General features: G+C 39.2%; 16 protein-coding genes, 1 tRNA gene and 1 riboswitch. Of the genes, 4 read left to right on the top strand and 13 right to left on the bottom strand.

The window, feature by feature from the left end; genetic code table 11:
- Positions 1-99 precede the first annotated feature (99 nt).
- Positions 100-1,203, top strand: coding sequence for a SurA N-terminal domain-containing protein (locus RT761_RS07480; protein ID WP_218110804.1), 1,104 nt, complete (start codon positions 100-102; stop codon positions 1,201-1,203).
- A gap of 15 nt (positions 1,204-1,218) precedes the next feature.
- Positions 1,219-2,460, top strand: a complete 1,242-nt coding sequence (locus RT761_RS07475) for a VanW family protein (RefSeq protein ID WP_218110803.1) — start codon at positions 1,219-1,221, stop codon at positions 2,458-2,460.
- 48 nt (positions 2,461-2,508) lie between these two features.
- Here RT761_RS07475 and RT761_RS07470 read toward each other — a convergent pair whose 3' ends face one another.
- Positions 2,509-3,108 carry a hypothetical protein gene (locus tag RT761_RS07470; protein ID WP_218110802.1) on the bottom strand — a complete coding sequence of 200 codons (600 nt, stop codon included), beginning with the start codon at positions 3,106-3,108 and terminating at the stop codon, positions 2,509-2,511.
- 179 nt (positions 3,109-3,287) lie between these two features.
- Between RT761_RS07470 and RT761_RS07465 the strand changes: the two genes are divergently transcribed.
- A complete protein-coding gene (locus RT761_RS07465) occupies positions 3,288-3,680 on the top strand; it encodes an OsmC family protein (protein WP_218110801.1) in 393 nt (130 codons plus the stop codon).
- Positions 3,681-4,176: 496 nt separating this feature from the next.
- On the opposite strand, the gene RT761_RS07460 is transcribed toward RT761_RS07465, so the two are convergent.
- From RT761_RS07460 to RT761_RS07410, 11 genes are all read right to left on the bottom strand, one after another.
- Positions 4,177-5,343, bottom strand: a complete 1,167-nt coding sequence (locus tag RT761_RS07460) for an IS481 family transposase (protein ID WP_218110800.1) — start codon at positions 5,341-5,343, stop codon at positions 4,177-4,179.
- 565 nt (positions 5,344-5,908) lie between these two features.
- The gene (locus RT761_RS07455) at positions 5,909-7,039 is read right to left on the bottom strand and encodes an aldo/keto reductase (RefSeq protein ID WP_218110799.1); all 1,131 of its coding nucleotides are present in this window, start codon (positions 7,037-7,039) and stop codon (positions 5,909-5,911) included.
- Between the two features lie 95 nt (positions 7,040-7,134).
- A complete protein-coding gene (gene thiD, locus RT761_RS07450; RefSeq protein ID WP_218110798.1) occupies positions 7,135-7,965 on the bottom strand; it encodes a bifunctional hydroxymethylpyrimidine kinase/phosphomethylpyrimidine kinase in 831 nt (276 codons plus the stop codon).
- Positions 7,966-8,058: 93 nt separating this feature from the next.
- Positions 8,059-9,069 (bottom strand): thiamine-phosphate kinase, encoded by a 1,011-nt coding sequence (gene thiL / locus RT761_RS07445; protein WP_218110797.1) that lies wholly within the window; start codon positions 9,067-9,069, stop codon positions 8,059-8,061.
- The gene (gene thiE / locus RT761_RS07440) at positions 9,063-9,704 is read right to left on the bottom strand and encodes a thiamine phosphate synthase (protein WP_218110796.1); all 642 of its coding nucleotides are present in this window, start codon (positions 9,702-9,704) and stop codon (positions 9,063-9,065) included. The genes thiL and thiE overlap by 7 nt, the downstream gene beginning before the upstream one ends.
- Positions 9,701-10,510 carry a hydroxyethylthiazole kinase gene (gene thiM / locus RT761_RS07435; protein ID WP_218110795.1) on the bottom strand — a complete coding sequence of 270 codons (810 nt, stop codon included), beginning with the start codon at positions 10,508-10,510 and terminating at the stop codon, positions 9,701-9,703. Before thiM ends, thiE begins: the two co-directional genes overlap by 4 nt.
- The gene (gene cytX / locus RT761_RS07430) at positions 10,495-11,733 is read right to left on the bottom strand and encodes a putative hydroxymethylpyrimidine transporter CytX (protein WP_218110794.1); all 1,239 of its coding nucleotides are present in this window, start codon (positions 11,731-11,733) and stop codon (positions 10,495-10,497) included. Before cytX ends, thiM begins: the two co-directional genes overlap by 16 nt.
- A gap of 3 nt (positions 11,734-11,736) precedes the next feature.
- On the bottom strand, positions 11,737-12,249 hold the full coding sequence (thiW, locus tag RT761_RS07425; RefSeq protein ID WP_218110793.1) for an energy coupling factor transporter S component ThiW: 513 nt from the start codon (positions 12,247-12,249) through the stop codon (positions 11,737-11,739).
- A 49-nt stretch (positions 12,250-12,298) separates the two neighbouring features.
- A riboswitch (TPP riboswitch) is annotated at positions 12,299-12,411 on the bottom strand.
- An 85-nt stretch (positions 12,412-12,496) separates the two neighbouring features.
- The gene (locus tag RT761_RS07420; RefSeq protein ID WP_246465333.1) at positions 12,497-13,531 is read right to left on the bottom strand and encodes a Gfo/Idh/MocA family protein; all 1,035 of its coding nucleotides are present in this window, start codon (positions 13,529-13,531) and stop codon (positions 12,497-12,499) included.
- A 582-nt stretch (positions 13,532-14,113) separates the two neighbouring features.
- Positions 14,114-14,189: transfer RNA gene (locus RT761_RS07415), tRNA-Gly, on the bottom strand.
- An 80-nt stretch (positions 14,190-14,269) separates the two neighbouring features.
- Complete coding sequence (locus tag RT761_RS07410; protein ID WP_218110791.1) at positions 14,270-15,175, bottom strand: isoaspartyl peptidase/L-asparaginase family protein; 906 nt, start codon at positions 15,173-15,175, stop codon at positions 14,270-14,272.
- A 232-nt stretch (positions 15,176-15,407) separates the two neighbouring features.
- Between RT761_RS07410 and mnmG the strand changes: the two genes are divergently transcribed.
- Positions 15,408-17,282: a tRNA uridine-5-carboxymethylaminomethyl(34) synthesis enzyme MnmG gene (mnmG, locus tag RT761_RS07405; RefSeq protein ID WP_218110790.1), complete on the top strand. Its 1,875-nt coding sequence runs from the start codon at positions 15,408-15,410 to the stop codon at positions 17,280-17,282.
- A gap of 69 nt (positions 17,283-17,351) precedes the next feature.
- Here the strand turns inward: mnmG and RT761_RS07400 are convergent, their stop codons facing one another.
- Positions 17,352-18,632: a glutamine synthetase family protein gene (locus RT761_RS07400; protein ID WP_343073777.1), complete on the bottom strand. Its 1,281-nt coding sequence runs from the start codon at positions 18,630-18,632 to the stop codon at positions 17,352-17,354.
- Positions 18,633-18,668: the final 36 nt, after the last annotated feature.

Raw genomic sequence — 18,668 nt, 5'->3', positions numbered from 1 at the left:
TGGACTATTGAGAGAATTTTGCGAAAATTGACATAAAAGATTAACTGGAGTAGTATTTTACCAAAAATAACAATAATTGTCTCAGAGGTGGGAGAATATATGCTGAGAGGACTTCGCAAAAATCTTGATGTTATCATAATAATCATTGTGGTTGCCTTTGTTTTTACCATTTTTTATGGCACTTTCACTCGTCGATCTCAGAGCCCTTCACAAGGTGCCGCATCAGCTGCAACGGTTAACAATACCGTTATAACAATTTATGACCTTGAAAATCAATTTCGAAATTTTATTTCTCAGTTTGACAACCGGTACCTAAATGAACTAGACGAACAGGGAATTAATTATCTTAAAAGACTCACCTTGGAAAGCATGATAAACAACGAACTTTTGTACCAAGAAGCAAAATCGCGAAAAATTAAAGTTAATAATAATGATATTAATACTCGATTAAACGAAATCAAAGCTAATTTCCCTTCTGAGAAGGAGTTTCAAAATTACCTTCAATATAACGGAATTCGTATAAATGATATGAGGGAATCCATCAAAAGAGACTTGATGATCACCAACCTTACCAATTCGTTATACGAAAGTATTGTTATTCCGCCTGAAGATATTAACAATTATTACGAAGAAAATAAAAGTTTGTTTTCAATACCTGCCCAATATCACCTCTACCAAATGACCTTTACTTCTCAAGAAGAAGCCGAGAAAATCTATAAAAGAGTCAATTTAGGTGAAGACTTTTCCAATTTAGCTAAGTCGAGTTCAACTGACACCTATGCTTCCCAAGGCGGAGACGCTGGTTGGATATCAGAAAATGCTCTTCCCAATGAAGCCATAAATGTTATTAAAGAATTAAAAGAAAAACTGGGGAGTGTTACTCCAATAGTGAAAGTCGGAAATAATTATCAATTTTTTAAACTCATTGAATACAAACCAGCTGAGGAAAAAACCTTTGAAGAATCCCAAGAAGAAATAAAAGTAATTCTTGAAAATGAGCAAAAAAAAGTAAAACTTGAGCATTTAATCGCTGAAATTCGCGATAAATCAAATATTGTTTACTCTGAAAGCATATTATCTTCAGGTTTAGTAAGCGAAACGTCACCGACCGAGCCGGTGGAATCCGAAAATTCGGCGGCTCCTTCTCCTGAATCATCTGAACCAACTGAAATACCCAATATAATATCAACACCAAATCCTTAAAGGATTTTGTTTCTATTGATTATTTGTCGATATTATTCAAAAAAGAAAATTATCTTATTTTTTGTTCTGATAGCTTTGATTGTGGGTTTGTTTATTGTATTCATTCCCCGGGTTTTTTCTTCTACACCTCAAAACGTGTTTTTTCTTAATCAAAGTTTTAATAACATAGCTAAAAATGACATTATTCCTTATCTCCAACTCATGGAAAGGAAATGGATAACCGAACAACTTCAAGTTGAAGCTCTCAACAAAAATTTCCTTATTGACAAAAAAGCTCTTTCAATTCAATGGAACTTGTCTCAAATAAAAAAAGGTCTTTTACACAGAAAAAACCAAAACCAAAATGTTCCACTCTATTTTTCTTGGGATGAAAAAAAAGTTGAGGAAGCTTCTCAATTTATTGCGGAAAAAACTAACTCAATGCCTCAAGATGCAATACAAAAAGATGGACGGATAATTCGTTCTAAAACAGGCTATTGTCTTCATCCAGCAAATGCTATAGATGAAATCCGAAATGGTCTTTCCCAAGGTTTAGATAAAATCGTTATTAGAAGTTATGAAGTTTTACCACCAGCCATCGATACCAAAACCTTGCTTCAATCAATAGGATTTCAGTATTTACTAGCTCGCTATGAAACTTCATTGGTGGAAAAAGATGAAAATACCCGTCTTAATATAGATAAAAGTGCCAAAAGTATCGACGGTTATATTGTAGAAAAAGGAGAAATTTTTTCCTTCAATAAAATTGTCGGTCCTGCCGATAAGGAGGATGGTTACCTCGAAACCAAAGTTGTTGTTAATGGAAAGTTAGTACCTGGCTATGGAGGAGGAATATGCCAAGTTTCTTCAACCTTGTACAATGCACTGCTTCAATGTGATGCGAAGGTCATCGAAAGAAGCTCTCACTCTGGTTATTCGGAGACAACATCTTATGTTAATCCGGGGCTTGATGCAGCTGTTAGCTATGGATACAAAGATCTCAAATTTAATTTCCCAGAACAACGGATCGCAATTTTTACTTATATTGAAAATGATCGTCTGGTCGCAGAAATTTGGGGAGAAAATGAATTTTCTGGAAACAAATCAATTATAAATCAAATACAAAGCATTACCCCCAATGGAGACTCAGAGGCATTTATCGAGGTTGAAACTACTGTACTAAAAAACAATGTTGTAGAAAAAAGGTATAAAGATCGGTATTTGATTCAAAAAGATTATGCTGAAACACTAAAAGAGCAAATCGCCAAAAACCAATAATAAAAAGGGGTGTTGCCCACCCCTTTTTATTATTGACCTTTCCGTTAATTATTTATCTCTTGAGATAACTTCTATATCATAAGTAGGCTTTTCTTTATAAACTTTCCCAACATTCATTTCCAAAGTCCAGGTATTTTGATCAACCTTTCCATCAACGTAACTAATGACTTCTCCTGGCATATAAGCTTTTAATGCTAAAGTAACATTCCCCAATAATGGTTTGACCGTTCCGGCACCCATTTTGTCCAAAGCATCCCCCAATTCTTCCCCATTCAAGGTTGCTTCAAGAATCACCAGGTCTTGATCTTTGCTTAGTTTAGCAGTTGAACCTAAAAATTGCTCGGTAAATTGCTGAGCTTTCTCTTGATTAGGAAAAGACCATACCCAAGCAATGATATAAGGAGAGGCATCTTCTTTAGCTTGGATTTCAACATAACTTCTTTCGTCTTCGGGTAGCTTTTTATATTCATTCACAGCAGCTTTTTTAATTTGACTATAGACGTTAACGTCAGTGGTACTAATAGAAATTCTAGCTTTCGGAATGGTCGCATTGGAATCGACCTTAATCCCCACTTCAATTTGTGCACATCCAGAAATGAAAATAACTATAAACATAAAACCGAGAACAAACCACCAATTTCTCTTCATTTTAAACCTCCTCGTTCCAATTTCTTTTTTTACTTTACTTTCTTCTTTTATCGCATTCTGTGTCAATTTGTTGCTTAATTTTGGAATGGATTAAAATAATTTTGGTTTTGCAATTATATAACTTTTTAGAATACTATAAATGATGGTAACATACATTTACAAAATTGAGGAGGATAACCATGGCGTATATTGAACTCTCTGCACAAAAAGGAAAAATTGAAGCTGATATCAAGGGCGAAAAGATAAAGTTTAAAAGTAGCGGAGCCGATAGCGATTCCGGTCATTGGCCAACTGAATATATTCTTGCTGCTTTAGGGAGTTGTCTTTCTGGATCATTGTTTGCCTATGCCAAAAATAAAAATTATCCTTTAGAAAAAGTTATTCTAAAAATTAAAGGTGATTTAGGCTCAGCTCCTTCTCGAATTCAATCAATCTATGTAAATATCGATATTATTGGCAATCTGACCCTTGAAGAAAAGGAAAGATTAATTAAAGCTGGAGAAAGAGCCTGCACGGTTATGAATACTTTACGAGGTGGAGTAGAAAAAATTGAAACTCATTTAATGTCTTAGTTACATACCCTCTAGGAAACGCTGTTTGAAAAAATAATTGAAACCGTCTATCCTGAAAATACCATCTTATAAATTCCCCCATTGAGGGGGGATAAAGGGGGGTGTGCCTTTAATCGGTCATCCTGAGCCCTCGCTTTTTGAGGGCGTGAGGATCTCATCTTTTAAGTTTTTTCTTCATAAATACTTTAAATGATGAGATTCTTACGTCGTCCGGCAAAAACACCGGACTCCTCAGAATGACTAAGTGGATGGTAGAGATTGCCACGTCGCACAAGACGCTCCTCGCAATGACGGATTTAGATAGGTATTTTCATCCTCATCTGGTGCTGCGAAGCAGCATGAGGGTCTATCCTGAAAATACTTGAATGTTTTTTAAAGTAACTCTTTTATAGCAACTAACCAGGATCTCATTCTGGGCTTTCACCCTCATCCTCACCTTCTCTGTACGAACGGGGACATAGGTTACACTTTAGTCTAAGGACATAGGTAACACTTTTTAATCATCTTGAATCTCCGTTGATTCAAAAGTAAGGGTCTTTTTATCAATTATACCAATATCATAGGTAGAGAAACTAACTAACCAGGAATGAGTATAGTCTTTGAATCCGAGAAGTTCACCAGCAAAGACTTTACTGATTCTGATCAGACGGTTGCCATAAAGAGAAATCCGTCCTGAGGAATCGACTTTACGAGTGAGCGTATGATGAGGATATTCACAATCACTTAAGGTTTTTGGATAGGGCCGGTCACTTTTGTGGTACCAGGAAGCTGGGGTTTCTTGGTTGATTGCTTCATGGGGTCGTACGGTGTTATAGATGGTTTTAAAGGTTTCAAAGCGGTCTTGTTGGGTGAAAAGATTGGTGGCTGGTTTTTGACAGGCCTCTTCTTTTAAGGTGCGGTGCATCCGTTCATGACGGCTATTTTGTTCTGGATGTCCCGGATCAATGCGCTCTAAGATGATGCCGAGTTTCACTAACCACACCGAGAGTTGAGTGAGTCCAAAGGGAGAGTGAAGAGAAGCAAAGGGACTCCCGTTATCACTGCGGATCACCTGGGGAAGACCATATGTGGAAAAGCACTCTTTGAAGACCGGAAGGGATTCTTGAATGCTGGGAGAGGAAAGAGCTTCACAGGCAAGGAGATACCGGCTATAGTGATCGGTGATGGTTAAAGGATAACAGTATTTCCGATCTTGGGTTCGAAATTGTCCTTTAAAGTCGACACACCAGATCTCATTGGGTTCATGGCTGGTTCGAAGTTGACTGGTTGGCACACTTCTTCTCAATCGACGAGGGTGTGATCTCACCAGTCCATGGCGAGATAAGATGGCACTGATGGTACTGATTGCTGGAAAGACAATATCGGGATACTGTCTTTCCAAGGCGGGCTTGAGCTTTTTAGCTCCCCAACTGGGATGCTTGAATTTGGTATCCAGAATCATTTGCTCGGTCAGGGCATCAGTTTGACCCGCCAGGTGATGAGGACGTCGGGATTGATCTTTAAGTCCATCCAAACCAAAGGCTTGAAAACGATGAATAAACTTATAGGCGGTTTTTCGAGAGATTCCATATTCTCGACACAAATCTGTCACCTTTTCCTTGTTGAGATAACGATAAATCAATTCTTGTCTGAGATCCACTTTGTGTACCTCCGTCCATGGCATAAGGCATTCCTCCTTATGCCAGTAGTATACAAAGTGTTACCTATGTGTCAGGAACTTTCTGTTACCTATGTGTCCGGATCATACCCTCCCATCAAGGGAGAAGGAACTTTGAGTCGTCATTGCGAGACTCGGATGTTCCTCGCAATGACGGAGCAGGAAAAAACTCAAATCCCCCTTCCCCCCTTTTCTAAAAGGGGAACTTTTTTTTCTCGCCCCTCGGTGGGAGAGATTCAGGCTGAGAGGATAACACTATTTTTCATCCTCAACCGGCACCATAACGTGACATGAACTTCAATCCTGTAAACTCATTTGTGAGCTTGATAAATCAAGCCTCCATAATTTATTTTTGTTGTAGCGACATGCCATGGCATGTCGAATCTTGGGTTTTCATCCTTATCTGGTGATGCGAAAGCAGCATCAGGGTCTATATTCCAAACAGACTCTCTTCAATTAAAGTTGAGGATTATTCCACAAAACCGATTGAGTGGGTTCCATCTCCTTTGACGAAATACAGGAAAATGAGACTGAATAATTCCTTCCAGCTCCATATCGCTAATTACCGTCTCTAAATAATCCGGATTTTCACTGGTGGGCGGGCATCGGTCAGTTTATCATGGGCAATTTTTAATTTTTCAATTATTGGGAGATGATAGGGACAGCGAGGGATGCATTCACCACACTCACTGCAAGCTAGGGCATTGGGATCAACTTTTTTATAAGCTTCTTGAGCATAATCTTGGTTACCAAACCAAAAACGTAAACGATCACGAAGTGCGTATTCACCAGGTTCACGAACCACACCATCGGCCATTTGACGGTCCCATTGTCCTTCAAAAACAAAAACCCGGGGGATATCAATATTCTCTGGACAGGGCAAGCATTTGTCACATTGACGGCAAACATATTGGCCGAGTTCCGCAGCATTTAAGAAAAGAAGTTCTTTTTCTTTTTCACTCATAGGTTGGATGGTATTAATAAATTGAATATCTTTCTCCAGATATTCAAGAGTGTTGGCTCCAATTATAAGCGAAGAAATTGGTAGGCTCAGAGTGTAACGAAGAGCATTTTCCCAATTTCTCCATAGGAATCCATCGGCAAAAACCTTCATGGCTAATAAGCCGACATTTTTCTCCAAAGCAGCGGGTATAACTTGAGATTCCCAGGCAGGAAAATTAAAACGATCGAAAAAGTTTAGGGGGATCATAATCGCATCAAAAGGATAAGTATTAAGCGCTCGCAAAGCAACCTCTGGACCGGTATGACTCGAAAATGCAGTAAAACGGATTTTCCCTAATCTTTTCGCTTCCTCTAATCCTTCCAATGCTCCGTTGGATCCGGACGCAATATCAACGAATTCATGTCTTCCAAATTCATGGAGAAAAAAGATATCAATCGAATCGGTTTGCAATCTTTTCAGACTCTCATCAATCGATGCTAAAAGCTCCTTTTTCTTTCTTTCGATGCTCTTACTCGCTAAGATAAACTCTTGACGGCGTTTTTTTGCAACTTTTCCAATTTTCAATTCCGAATTCCCAAATCCATAGCCAGCAGCTGTTTCTAAATAATTACCACCTTGATCTAAATATCGATTAATTATTTCAATAGCATTTTTCTCACTGAGTTCTATTAAATGAAATCCACCTAATCCCATTACTGTAATATCCAGATTGGTTTTTCCCAATTTTCTTTTCTGCATAATTCCACCCCCATGATAAGTCACCCGATATTATTATAAACTATTTATGGTTACCCATTATAGTTAGACAGGAGAATCTCATCCCTATTCCAAACCTACCAATTCCAACCTCCCTTTTCGGGATTTAAATTACATTTGAGAAAAAGTGGTGCGAGATGATTGGTTGGACCAAAGCCTTTCCCCAAATCAAGAGAATATTGAATAACGATATCCATATATCGACGAGCAATTTTAACTGCTCTTGGAACATCATATCCCAACGCCAGAAGAGCAACTAAAGCCGCCGAAAAGGTGCATCCGGTTCCATGAGTATTTTTAGTCAATTGTCGCTGTACCGAAAAAAAAACATATTCCTTTCCATCATAAAGAATATCAACTATTTCATTGCTCGATAAATGTCCACCTTTCATTAAAACAAATTTTGGACCCATTTGGTGGATAATCCAGGCTGATTGTTTCATATCCTCTATAGTATGAACTGATATACCCGATAGAATTGCAGCTTCATTCAGATTGGGTGTAACCACCTGAGCAAATGGGATAATTTTTTCTTTAAAAACACCAATAGCATCCGGTTCAAGAAGATAGCGACCCGATTTTGAAATCATAACTGGGTCTACGACTAAATGGGGCAAGGAAAAATCTCTTATAGCCTCAGCCACTCCCTCAATAATTTCAGCATTAAAAAGCATCCCGGTCTTGACTGAATCAACTCCAATATCTTCAGCAATTGCTTTTATTTGGTCATAAACTAATGATGGCTCTAGGGCGGCAATCGATAAGACCTCATAGGTATTCTGAGCAGTAACCGCGGTCACCGCAGTCATTCCATATACTCCAAATGCACAAAAAGTTTTTAAATCAGCTTGAATACCCGCTCCCCCTCCTGAGTCTGAACCAGCTATCGTCAATACTCGTTTTAACATGAATATTCCTCCACGCCGTTATTTTTTCGGTTTTTAGCTTTCTTTACATCTGTAAAAAAAGACATTCAAAATTATTTCCAGAATAAATATTTTTCAGAAGGAGGAAAAATGATTCCATCCCTGGGTATGAAATTCATAGTTTTGCTCACTCTTTTCAAATATAAGTTTACTTCCAGCGGTGATTTCACCAACAATCGTCACTGGAATTCCAATCTCGTGCTGGATTTTCTTTCGAAGCTCATCAGCACTTTGAGGAGCAGTAACAAAAATAAGTTCATAATCCTCTCCTCCGCTACAGGCAAAATCAAGAGGAAAACAATTCTGCACCGTACACCAAGAAATGAGCTGCTGAGAAAGGGGAATCCTTTCAACATCAACAATCCCACCAACCTGACTTTGTTTTAATATATGCCCTAAATCCTGAGCAAAACCATCGGATATATCTATAAGTGCGATCCTATTGGGACTTTCAGCCAAGATTCTCCCCACATCTACTCTCGGTTCGGGTAAAAAATACCGATTTAAAAGATATTGCTCTCTCGTCGTATTCATTTTTTGTTCTTCTAAAAGGATTTTTAGCCCGGCAGCGGCATCGCCTAAGGAACCAGTTACCAGAATTAAATCTCCAACACGGGCTTGATTTCGAAGTAAAAGCCGATTTCTCTTAACTTCTCCAATACAAGTTACATCGAATATCAATTTACCCTCGGTATGAGCTAGGTTCCCGCCTATAACCTCAACAGCATACTGGTTTGCCTTATAGCGAAAACCTTCTAAAAAGGTATCAATCCATTCAACTGAAATATCAGGTCGAAGAACCAAAGACAAAAGGGCAAAACGTGGTGTTCCTCCCATAGCTGCAATATCACTTAAGTTTACCGTTAAAACTTTTTGTCCCAGAAGGTAGGGAGGAACTAAATCAGCTATAAAGTGGGATCCTTCTACTTGAGAGTCACAGGTATAAAGAGTATAAAATCCTTCCCTTCCAGTAACCACAGCGCAATCATCATCAATACCAACAATGGTTTCCGGACCATATGGCATAAACTTCTTTTTAATTAAATCGATGAGTCCAAATTCTCCAATATCAGTGAGGGTTAGCATATTTTCCCCTTTCTTAAATAATCAATTGTAAAACGAAACTTTTTAGTTGCTTGAAAAGGCGATTCAGCACCGATTATCGATGAAACCACTGCCACCCCATCAACACCGGATTGGATCACTTCGGGAAGATTTACTAAGGTAATGCCACCTATGGCAACGACCGGTATCGAAACTGCCCTCTTAATTTCCTCCAGTTTTTTTGCACCAATAGCCTCACCGGCATCGATTTTGGTTTTGGTGGAAAAAACACTACCGACCCCTAAGTAATCAGCTCCATCTTCCTCAGCTTTTCGGGCTTCACAGATCGAACCCGCCGAATAGCCAATAATTAAATGAGGAGCTACTTTCCGAGCATATTTTAAAGGCAAATCCTCATCACCAAGGTGGACACCATTAGCATCTACTGCTAAAGCAATATCCAGACGGTCATTAATGATCAATGGTATTCCTGCTTTTTTGGTGATTTTCCCAATAGTTTGTGCATTTTCAAAAAAGATCCGGGTCGGCAAGTTCTTTTCGCGGATTTGAATGATTGTGGCGCCTCCCTGGATTACTTCCTCAACCACTTCGATAATAGTTTTATTTCTTGATAAATCTCGATTGGTAATAACATATAAAGAAAAATCAATCATCATTTCATCTCAACCTGCAATGAAGAAACCAAGGTTTCAACATCCATATTATATATAACATCAAATAGAACCTGATGGAAAAGCCCTGGACCTTTAACTTTTTTGGCAGCAATTTCCGCACAAACACCGAAAAATCCTATAGCGGCGGCGGTTGACATGAGATGATCCTCTTCAACCGAAGCAAAAGTGGCGCAGAGAGAAGAAGCCATGCATCCGGCTCCGGTTAAAATCTTTAACCATGGATGACCATTATAAACTGAAATAAGATGAATCCCATCACTGATGTAATCAACTTTCCCCGTTACTGCCACAACCGTTTCGTAACGTTTACTAGCTTCTTGAGCCAAATCTGAAATAGATAAGCCGGTTACTTCGGCGTCCACACCCTTAATAAATCGTGGATCATCTAAAAGAGCAGACATCTCCCCAACATTCCCACGAATTATAGCTATCTTCATTTCTGAGAGAATTTTTTTTGCTGTACTAGTTCGATATTGAGTAGCTCCCGCTCCAACTGGATCTAAAATAACCGGAATTCCTTTTTGATTGGCTACTTTCCCAGCTAACCAGCAACTCTCAATGAGATCTGGATTTAATGTTCCCAAATTCAAAACCAAAGAATCAGCTTGAGCAGTCATTTCTTCAACTTCATACTTTGAAAGCGCCATCACTGGTGAGGCTCCAATCGCCAATGTTACATTGGCATTATCGTTGGCGGTTACCATATTGGTTATATGGTGAATAAGAGGCTTTTTTTGACGAATTTTTAGTAGGATTAAAGCACATTTCCGAGCTATTTTTTTATCCATTTTTTTAACCCCAAATACAGAGCACCGGAAGAAAAAAGGCTGGGGAGAGATGCACTCAAAACGGGTAAATAATTCAAAAATAATTGATAAATAACGAACCCGCCTGCCCAAGCCAACAAGGCTAAAAGGTCGTATTCTTTTTGGTGCAAGAGTTCTTTGACATCAATGTTTCTTTTCCGATAAATAAAATAATCAAAAAGAACGACGCCAAACAAAGGAATAAAAATTGATCCGATAAAATATAAAAAACTTTCATATCGATCCACTGGAAAAAAGAGAGCAAGCACTGTGCCTCCAATTCCAAAAAGGAAAGTCGCAAACTTCTCTTTTACTCTTGGCTTAATATTCATAAAAGAAATTGCTGTTGAGTAAATATCTAAAAACGTTGTGGTAATAGTCGAAAAAAGAACCACCATAAAAGCTATAATCCCAAAACCCATGGCAACCATACCAGGGATTGGGTCGCTTTGTCCAGTAGCTAATGAAAGGAAAAAGCCTAAAATGAACATCCAAGAACTAACAAAGAAATAACCCCACCACGTTCCCCGACAAGCACTTTTCGTATTTTTGGCAAAGCGAGAATAATCAGCAACTAAGGGAAGCCAGGAAATTGGCATGGCTATTACAATGTCAAATCCGGTCGCCCAGTGAAGCGACCCATCAGCAATAATATTCTTTAAAAATGAAAAGGGGGCATTCATCATGACCACATAGGTCATGACCACACATAAAGCTCCCAATGCAACTATAGCAATCCTTTGAATCCACTTCCACCAACGATTGCCTACCATTGCCCAGACCGTACTCCCCAATCCAGCTATAAGAATCCATAAAAATCGATTATTATAGCCAAACATCTTCATACTGATGACATCCATGGCTCTTGCACAAATAATCACCATAATTGCTGTCCAGCCTAAGAGTTGAATAATATTAAAGAATGAAGCCACAAAAGACCCCTTACGTCCGAAGGCAGCCCGAATAGAAAACATGGAAGAAATACCCCATTCACTTCCAATAATTCCTCCTAAACTAAGGGGTGCATTCCCTGCTATATGTCCAATTAAAATTGCCATAACCCCTCCCCAAAATCCCAGAGAAACCAACATCCCACCAGCCCATATTTCAGCAATAGAAATGGCTGCACCCGACCATAATAAAAAGAAATCCAAGCCAGTAAGGTTACGCTTTGATTGAGGAACTAAAATGACTTCTTCTTCCAACTTTTATTCACCACCATTGAATAATTCTATATTAAGCCAGGGTAGTTTTCTTAGGACTTTAATCAACAAAAACCCGATGATACTCCCGGGAAAACTACTAAAAAGAAAGCTAATTTGAAAAAAAGAAAGAGTTGCCGACATTTCCATCCAAGGAGCTACCAAATAAGCACTAAGCGTTGCACCCACCAAAACTGTTCCAATCGGTTCTAAAAAGCCTACCCAATCCCGCCGGAAAAAATAATGGTATAACGCTCCTACCACCAAAACTCCGGGAATCCCACCCGGAAAGGCAAATACCGTTCCAGTACCCATCATCAACCGTACCAAAGCAGCCAAAAAAGCAGCAACCATTCCATACCAAGGACCTATCATAATACCAGCTGCCACGTTAATAGCATGTTGAAAAGGAAAAACTTTTACCGGTCCAATTGGAAAGTGGACAAATGAACCTAAAACCGCCAAAGCAGCAAAAAGGGCTGTATAGGTGAAAAGGCGGATTGAATAATTTTTTTTCATCCTGTTTCCTCGTAACATAAAAAAACCACCCGCTTTTTGTGCGGGTGGTTTTATAATCCTTCCTCATCCCTACGCCGGCATTACCCGAGATCAGGTTCGAGGGGTCGAAAGCTCGCGCTTTCCTCTCAGCCCCGCACTATGGAGCTCCCCACTGAAACATCTATTCAGTTCTTCTTATTTATAAATTATCACTTGATAATTGAAATGTCAATTATTCTATCCATTTGTGGCTCTTTTCATCCATTAATTATACATTTATTGCTTTTCTTTCTTGCGATGATCGATAAGCTGCATCAATAATTTTAAAGTTACGAATCCCGGCTTCGTAATGAATAATCGGCTTTTTCCCGGTTTGAATCCAATCACTAAAGGCATCAAATTCTTGGGCGTACATGGATTTTGGCTCTAATATGACCTCTTGATAGGCATCCTGAGTGCGAGCCTGCTGTGAAGAATATCCTTGATCCCCTGACTCAAGGAAGAGCCACATTTTTCCAGCTGAATCTTGACCAATCGAATTATGAGTAATAACCGCACCTTTGGTCCCATATATTTCTAACATATTTTTGGCTGCCAGGTCAGGAATATTAAAAAAGTTGTCAACGACTCCTTGAGCTCCATTTTTAAACTTCATTAGGATAGTTGATGTATCGTCAACTTCATAGGAATGGGTAATAGTATCAATAAAAGCAGTCACTTCTTGACAAGGACCGATAATCCATTCTAAAAGATCAATACAGTGACAACCCATATCAATGAGGGCACCCCCACCTCCGGTTACTTTTTTTTGCCTCCAAGCACCAGGAATAGGTGGATACCAGCAAGTCAGTTGAGCTCTCCCATAGACAATTTGACCTAATTGGTTTGCATCCACCAGTTGTTTGATTTTTTGATGGTAAACATTGAAACGCATCATAAATGCAATGCCGATTTTTAGGTTCTTCTTCTCGGCCAAATCAACCATCGCTTCAGTTTGATCGAGGGTTAAAGCCATCGGTTTTTCGCATAAAACATGTTTACCAGCATTCAAGGCTGCTGCCACTTGTTTTTCATGTTCAAAAACTGGTGAAGCAATGTAAACTGTATCTATATCTTTTTTTAAAATTTCTTCAACACTGGTGTAACATTGTTCAATTCCAAATTGCTTTCCCGTTTCCTTTACTAATTCTTCAGAAACATCCATTAATGCAGTAATTCGGCTTTTTTCTGAAAATTTCACCACCTCAGGTATACTTCTCCTCCGAGCTATACCTCCAGCTCCTATCACTCCCCATTTCACCACCAAATTGAACACCTCCTTTAAATTTTTTATCTATTCTATTTTTATATTTTTATTCCAGTTTAAATTAGAACTACTCCATAATCCTCTTCTAACCAGAAAATACAATAATAAGTGGAAAATGATGTCATCCTGAGCAATGTTTTCCTGAGTAAGGATCTCATCTTTTTCTTTTTTAATTCAAAAATATTTTTTTAGTATGAGATCTTCAGGTCTTTAGGGAAAAACACCATATTGTCTTTTTTACAACGAATTGCTTTTTCTTTTATTCGACTCACGATTCACTGTTTTTAGGAATGAAATTGCCACGTCGCATAAAACGCTCCTCGCAATGACGGAGCAGTAATAAATTCAAATCTCCCCTTTATCGTCCTTTTCGAAAGAGGGAGATTTTTTCACTCGCCCCTTCGTGGGAGAGGTCAGTATGAGGGGGCAACCTATTTTCATCCTTATCTGTTGTCGCTGCACGGCATTAATATCGACCCCAGCAAATAAAATAATTGCTAATCTAAAAAACAATATTCAAACTCAGGGTGTTTTATTTATTCGTAGTTTTTCGAGGAAAGCGAAGTTTCTCTATTAAAATGGAGCGGGAAACGGGACTCGAACCCGCGACAACCAGCTTGGAAGGCTGGAGCTCTACCAGCTGAGCTATTCCCGCTCAAATTTCCTGATGGGGATTATAACATACCAAAACTATTCGTCAAGATTTTAAAACCATAAAAGTAATAAATTCATTCTTCACTGATTATTCTTATAACTATGTGGTTCTTGCATCCCATCCTTCCAGTAAGCAAAACTAATTTTCCCTCCATTGTTTCCAATACCAATCTCTTCTCGCAAGCTAAGTGCGATAGCTCCACAAACAACATTATTTTTCTTCGCTAAAGCCATACCCCGGTCAACAGCACTTTGAGCATCCATTTCTTCCATCCAATCAGCAATTTTCCGGGCTAAACCTAATTTTATGATTCCCTCTCCAGCTCCTGTCATCGATACCGCACCCCATTCCCCAGCAAAATTCCCCAAACCAATTAAAGGAGAATCTCCAACTCGTCCTGGGAGCTGCATTTCAATTCCACCAGTTGAGGTCGCCGCCGCTTTTTGCTTTTTGCTATCAATAGCAACCGACCCTACTGTTCCTAATTGGAGTGTCTGAAGACGTAGTCGAGCTCGTTCTAAATAGTAATGATAAATAGAATTTTTTTCATTCTCAGCGATTTCAATAGCTTTACGTAAAGTGGTAACAGTGAGTTCAGCCATCGGATTATAGGGTTCGAAACCTAACAATTTGGCAAAAAGGTTAGCGCCTTCACCCACCAATAAGACATGTTTAGTCTGTTCCATTACTCCCCGGGCAACCGAAATTGGATTTTTAATATTCTTGATTGCCGCTACACCACCGCACGACAAGTCATCTTTCATAATGCTGGCCGACATTTCAATTTCACCCAATAGATTTGGATATGATCCGGTCCCAGCATCAAGACGAGGGTCATCTTCCAACACCTTTACTGCTTCCTCTACTGCATCTACAGCTTCTTTTTGCATTAAAAATTCGTGTCCAGCTGAACAGGCCTTTTTTAAAGCATCAGAGATTTCTGGAATTTCTTCAACATAAATTCCACCATGAACCACTATGAGCATTCGGTATCCACCATCCTATTTTTCCCACGGGTACAATAAAAGAAGGATATTCAATCGGCTATCATTTTATCATAATGTTCTATAGTTCAATATAGGCTACCTCCTTTTAAAAGTGACAAGAAGTATTAGAAATGCTAAACTTTTTCTCCAGAAATCAATGATGATGTTTGAAATTGGGCAATGTTGCCCAAATACCTGTCGTTTTGTTTTCAAATGAAAGGTGAGATATTTTATGGATTATCATTACGATGTGATTGTCATTGGTGGAGGCCATGCTGGTTCTGAAGCCGCACATATTTCAGCTGTGATGGGATTGAAAACTCTTCTGATCACAAATTCGATTCACCACATAGCTCTTATGCCCTGTAATCCAGCAATTGGTGGACCAGGTAAAGGACATGTAGTCATGGAAATCGATGCTTTGGGAGGTTTGATGGCCAAAGCAACCGACCTATGTACCATCCATATCAAAAAAGTAAACACCGGTAAAGGACCTGCCGTTCAAACTCTCCGCGCCCAAACCCAACGAGATCGTTATAGCCTGATCATCCGGGAATATTTAGAAAAAACTTCTTTATTATCAATTTTTCAGGGAGAAGCATCCGATCTGATACTCAATTCAAATGGCGAAATATCTGGAGTAAAAACCTTTCAAGGTACTCAATTTCAGTGTCGATCAGTTGTCATAGCAACTGGTACTTTTCTGAATGGAGTAATTAAGATCGGCGAAATGAGTTATCCAGCCGGTCGTCAGGGTGAGTTCCCAGCCAATCATCTCAGTCAATCACTTCGTCAAAAGGGATTTCAAACTGGTCGCTTGAATACTTGTACTCCACCCCGGATTGACAAAAGAACCATCGATTTTAAAAAATGTGACGAACAAAAAAGTGATGACCTACCCCTCTGTTTTTCATGGGAAAGTACTCCTCGAGTTTATAAAGAGTCATCGGTTTTTCTAACTCGAACCAATGAAAAAACCTGTGAAATAATTCGTAAAAATTTTGAACGTTCGCCTCTTCTTTACCATTTCAGTGATAGTTCCCCGGTTCGGGAGTGTCCTTCTCTGGAAGATAAGGTATATCGATTCCCTGATCGTTTGAGTCACTTGGTTTTTCTTGAACCGGAAGGTGAAAATAGCAATGAAATTTACGTTCAAGGGGTATTCACATCGCTTCCAGAGGAGGTTCAGTGGCAAATCCTTCATTCAATACCCGGAATAGAAAACTGTCATATCATCCGACCTGGATATGGAATAGAATATGATTTTATTCCCCCTACCCAACTTAAACCGTCACTGGAAAGCAAGTTAATTCCTGGCCTCTTTTTTGCTGGACAAATCAACGGGACATCCGGGTACGAAGAAGCTGCCGGTCAGGGTATTTTAGCCGGAATGAATGCCGGACGCTATGCTCATAATAAACCGGCTATAATTTTACAACGCGATGAAAGCTATATAGGAGTTATGGTCGATGACCTAGTCACCAAAGGGATCCAAGAGCCTTATCGTCTCCGAACCGGTAAAGTCGAATACCGACTTCTCATTCGCCATAGCAATGCTGACATTCGATTAGCAGAATATGGATACCAAGCGGGAACAATCTCACAGAGTCGATATCAGATGATTCGAGAAAAGAAAAACATCATTACTCAAGAACTAAAACGCCTTGAAAAAACCAGCATTTTCCCAACAGTAGATTTAAACCGGCTTTTAGGGAAAAAACACACGAGTCCTTTGTCAGAGCCAGCTCGAATAAGTTCCGTCCTTACCAGACCACAAATTAGTTACTACGACCTTTCTCCTTTTGATCCTGATCGACCCTTTCTTTCTCCTGATATAATTGAAGAAGTTGAAATACAAACCAAATATCGCGGGTATATCGAGAGACAGATTAGATCGGTTGAAGAATTCCGCCAAATGGAAAGTCGGCCGATTCCACTCGACTTTCCATTTGATCGGCTTAAAATACTTTCTCGGGAGGCTCAAGAACAGCTGCAGATTTTACGTCCAACTACTCTGGGGCAAGCTTCGCGAATCCGGGGGGTTACGCCTTCTGATCTGGCGGCGTTATTGATCCTTTTGGAGAAATTTCGAAAAGAAAGGCAATAAATTAACCCCCAATATTTTAATTCTTTGGTAGGGGTTTGATTTTTCTAGCCTGTAGATGTGATTCCAGGATCAATATAATTCAAGATACCGATCAACTTCCCAGGGATGAACCATTCTTTGAAACTCTTCCCATTCCCTTTGTTTGGCATTTAAAAAATAATCTAAGATATGCGGAGTGAGGGCACACTTTACTGTTTCATCTTTTTCAAGTTCCTCCAAGGCTTCACCTAAATTTCGGGGTAAGTTCCTGATACCCCATTCTTCCCTTTCTGCACAGCTCATTTCATAAAGGTTTACATTGTTGCATGGTTTGCCAGGATCGAGAATTTTTTCTATACCATCTAATCCAGATTTAATTATGACCGAAAAAGCTAAATAAGGATTACAGGATGGGTCAGGACTACGGAGTTCAGCACGGGTACCAGACCCTCTCTGGGGCGGGACTCTGACCAGTGGACTGCGATTTTTCTCTGCCCAAGCAATATAAACCGGAGCCTCATAACCGGGAACTAAGCGTTTATAAGAATTGATAAGTGGATTAATAATTGCTGTAAAGGCTGGAGCATGTTGAAGAAGTCCAGCAATAAAGCCTCTGGCAATATTGCTTAAACCATCAGGTGAATTGGCCTCATAAAAAGCGTTTTCTCCATCTTGAAATAAGGAAAGATGGGTGTGCATCCCTGAACCAGGAACACCATAAACCGGTTTTGGCATAAAGGTGGCTACATAGCCATTTTGGATTGCCAAAGTTTTTATACCTAATTTTAGAGTAATTAAATTATCGGCAATTTTTAAGGCGTCTCCATACTGAAAATCTATTTCATGCTGTCCTGGAGCAACTTCATGATGAGAGGCTTCAATATTAAAATTGAGCTCTTCTAAGGCAATAACCATATCTCTTCGTAGCTGCTCTTCATGATCAAGGGGAAGAAGGTCAAAATAACTTCCTTTATCGGTTGTATAGGGTTTTCCCTTTTCATCCCATTTAAACATGAAAAATTCTGCTTCAGTTCCAATGTTCATTTCAAAACCTTTAGTCCTAATTTCTTTCAAAATTCTTTTTAAATTAGTGCGAGAGCAACCTTCAAAATCATTTCCATCTGATTTCTTTACGTCACAGATAATTCTCGCCACCCGATCGTCCTTTTCCCAGGGACAAAACATGAATGTATCTAAATCGGGGACTAGCTTCATGTCTGACTCCTCAATTCGAACAAATCCTTCAATTGAAGAACCATCAAAATTCACCCCATCACTCAGAGCTTGGGGGAGACGTTTTGCTGGTATTTCTACATTTTTTGGAATACCTAACACATCAACAAATTGTAAGCGAAGGAACTGAATACCCATTGCTTTTGCTTCTTTAAGTATATCGTCCCTGGTCAA

Origin of the sequence: Atribacter laminatus (assembly GCF_015775515.1) — a bacterium.
Classification (GTDB): Bacteria; Atribacterota; Atribacteria; order Atribacterales; family Atribacteraceae; genus Atribacter; species Atribacter laminatus.
This window is presented reverse-complemented; position numbering and strand designations above follow the sequence as displayed.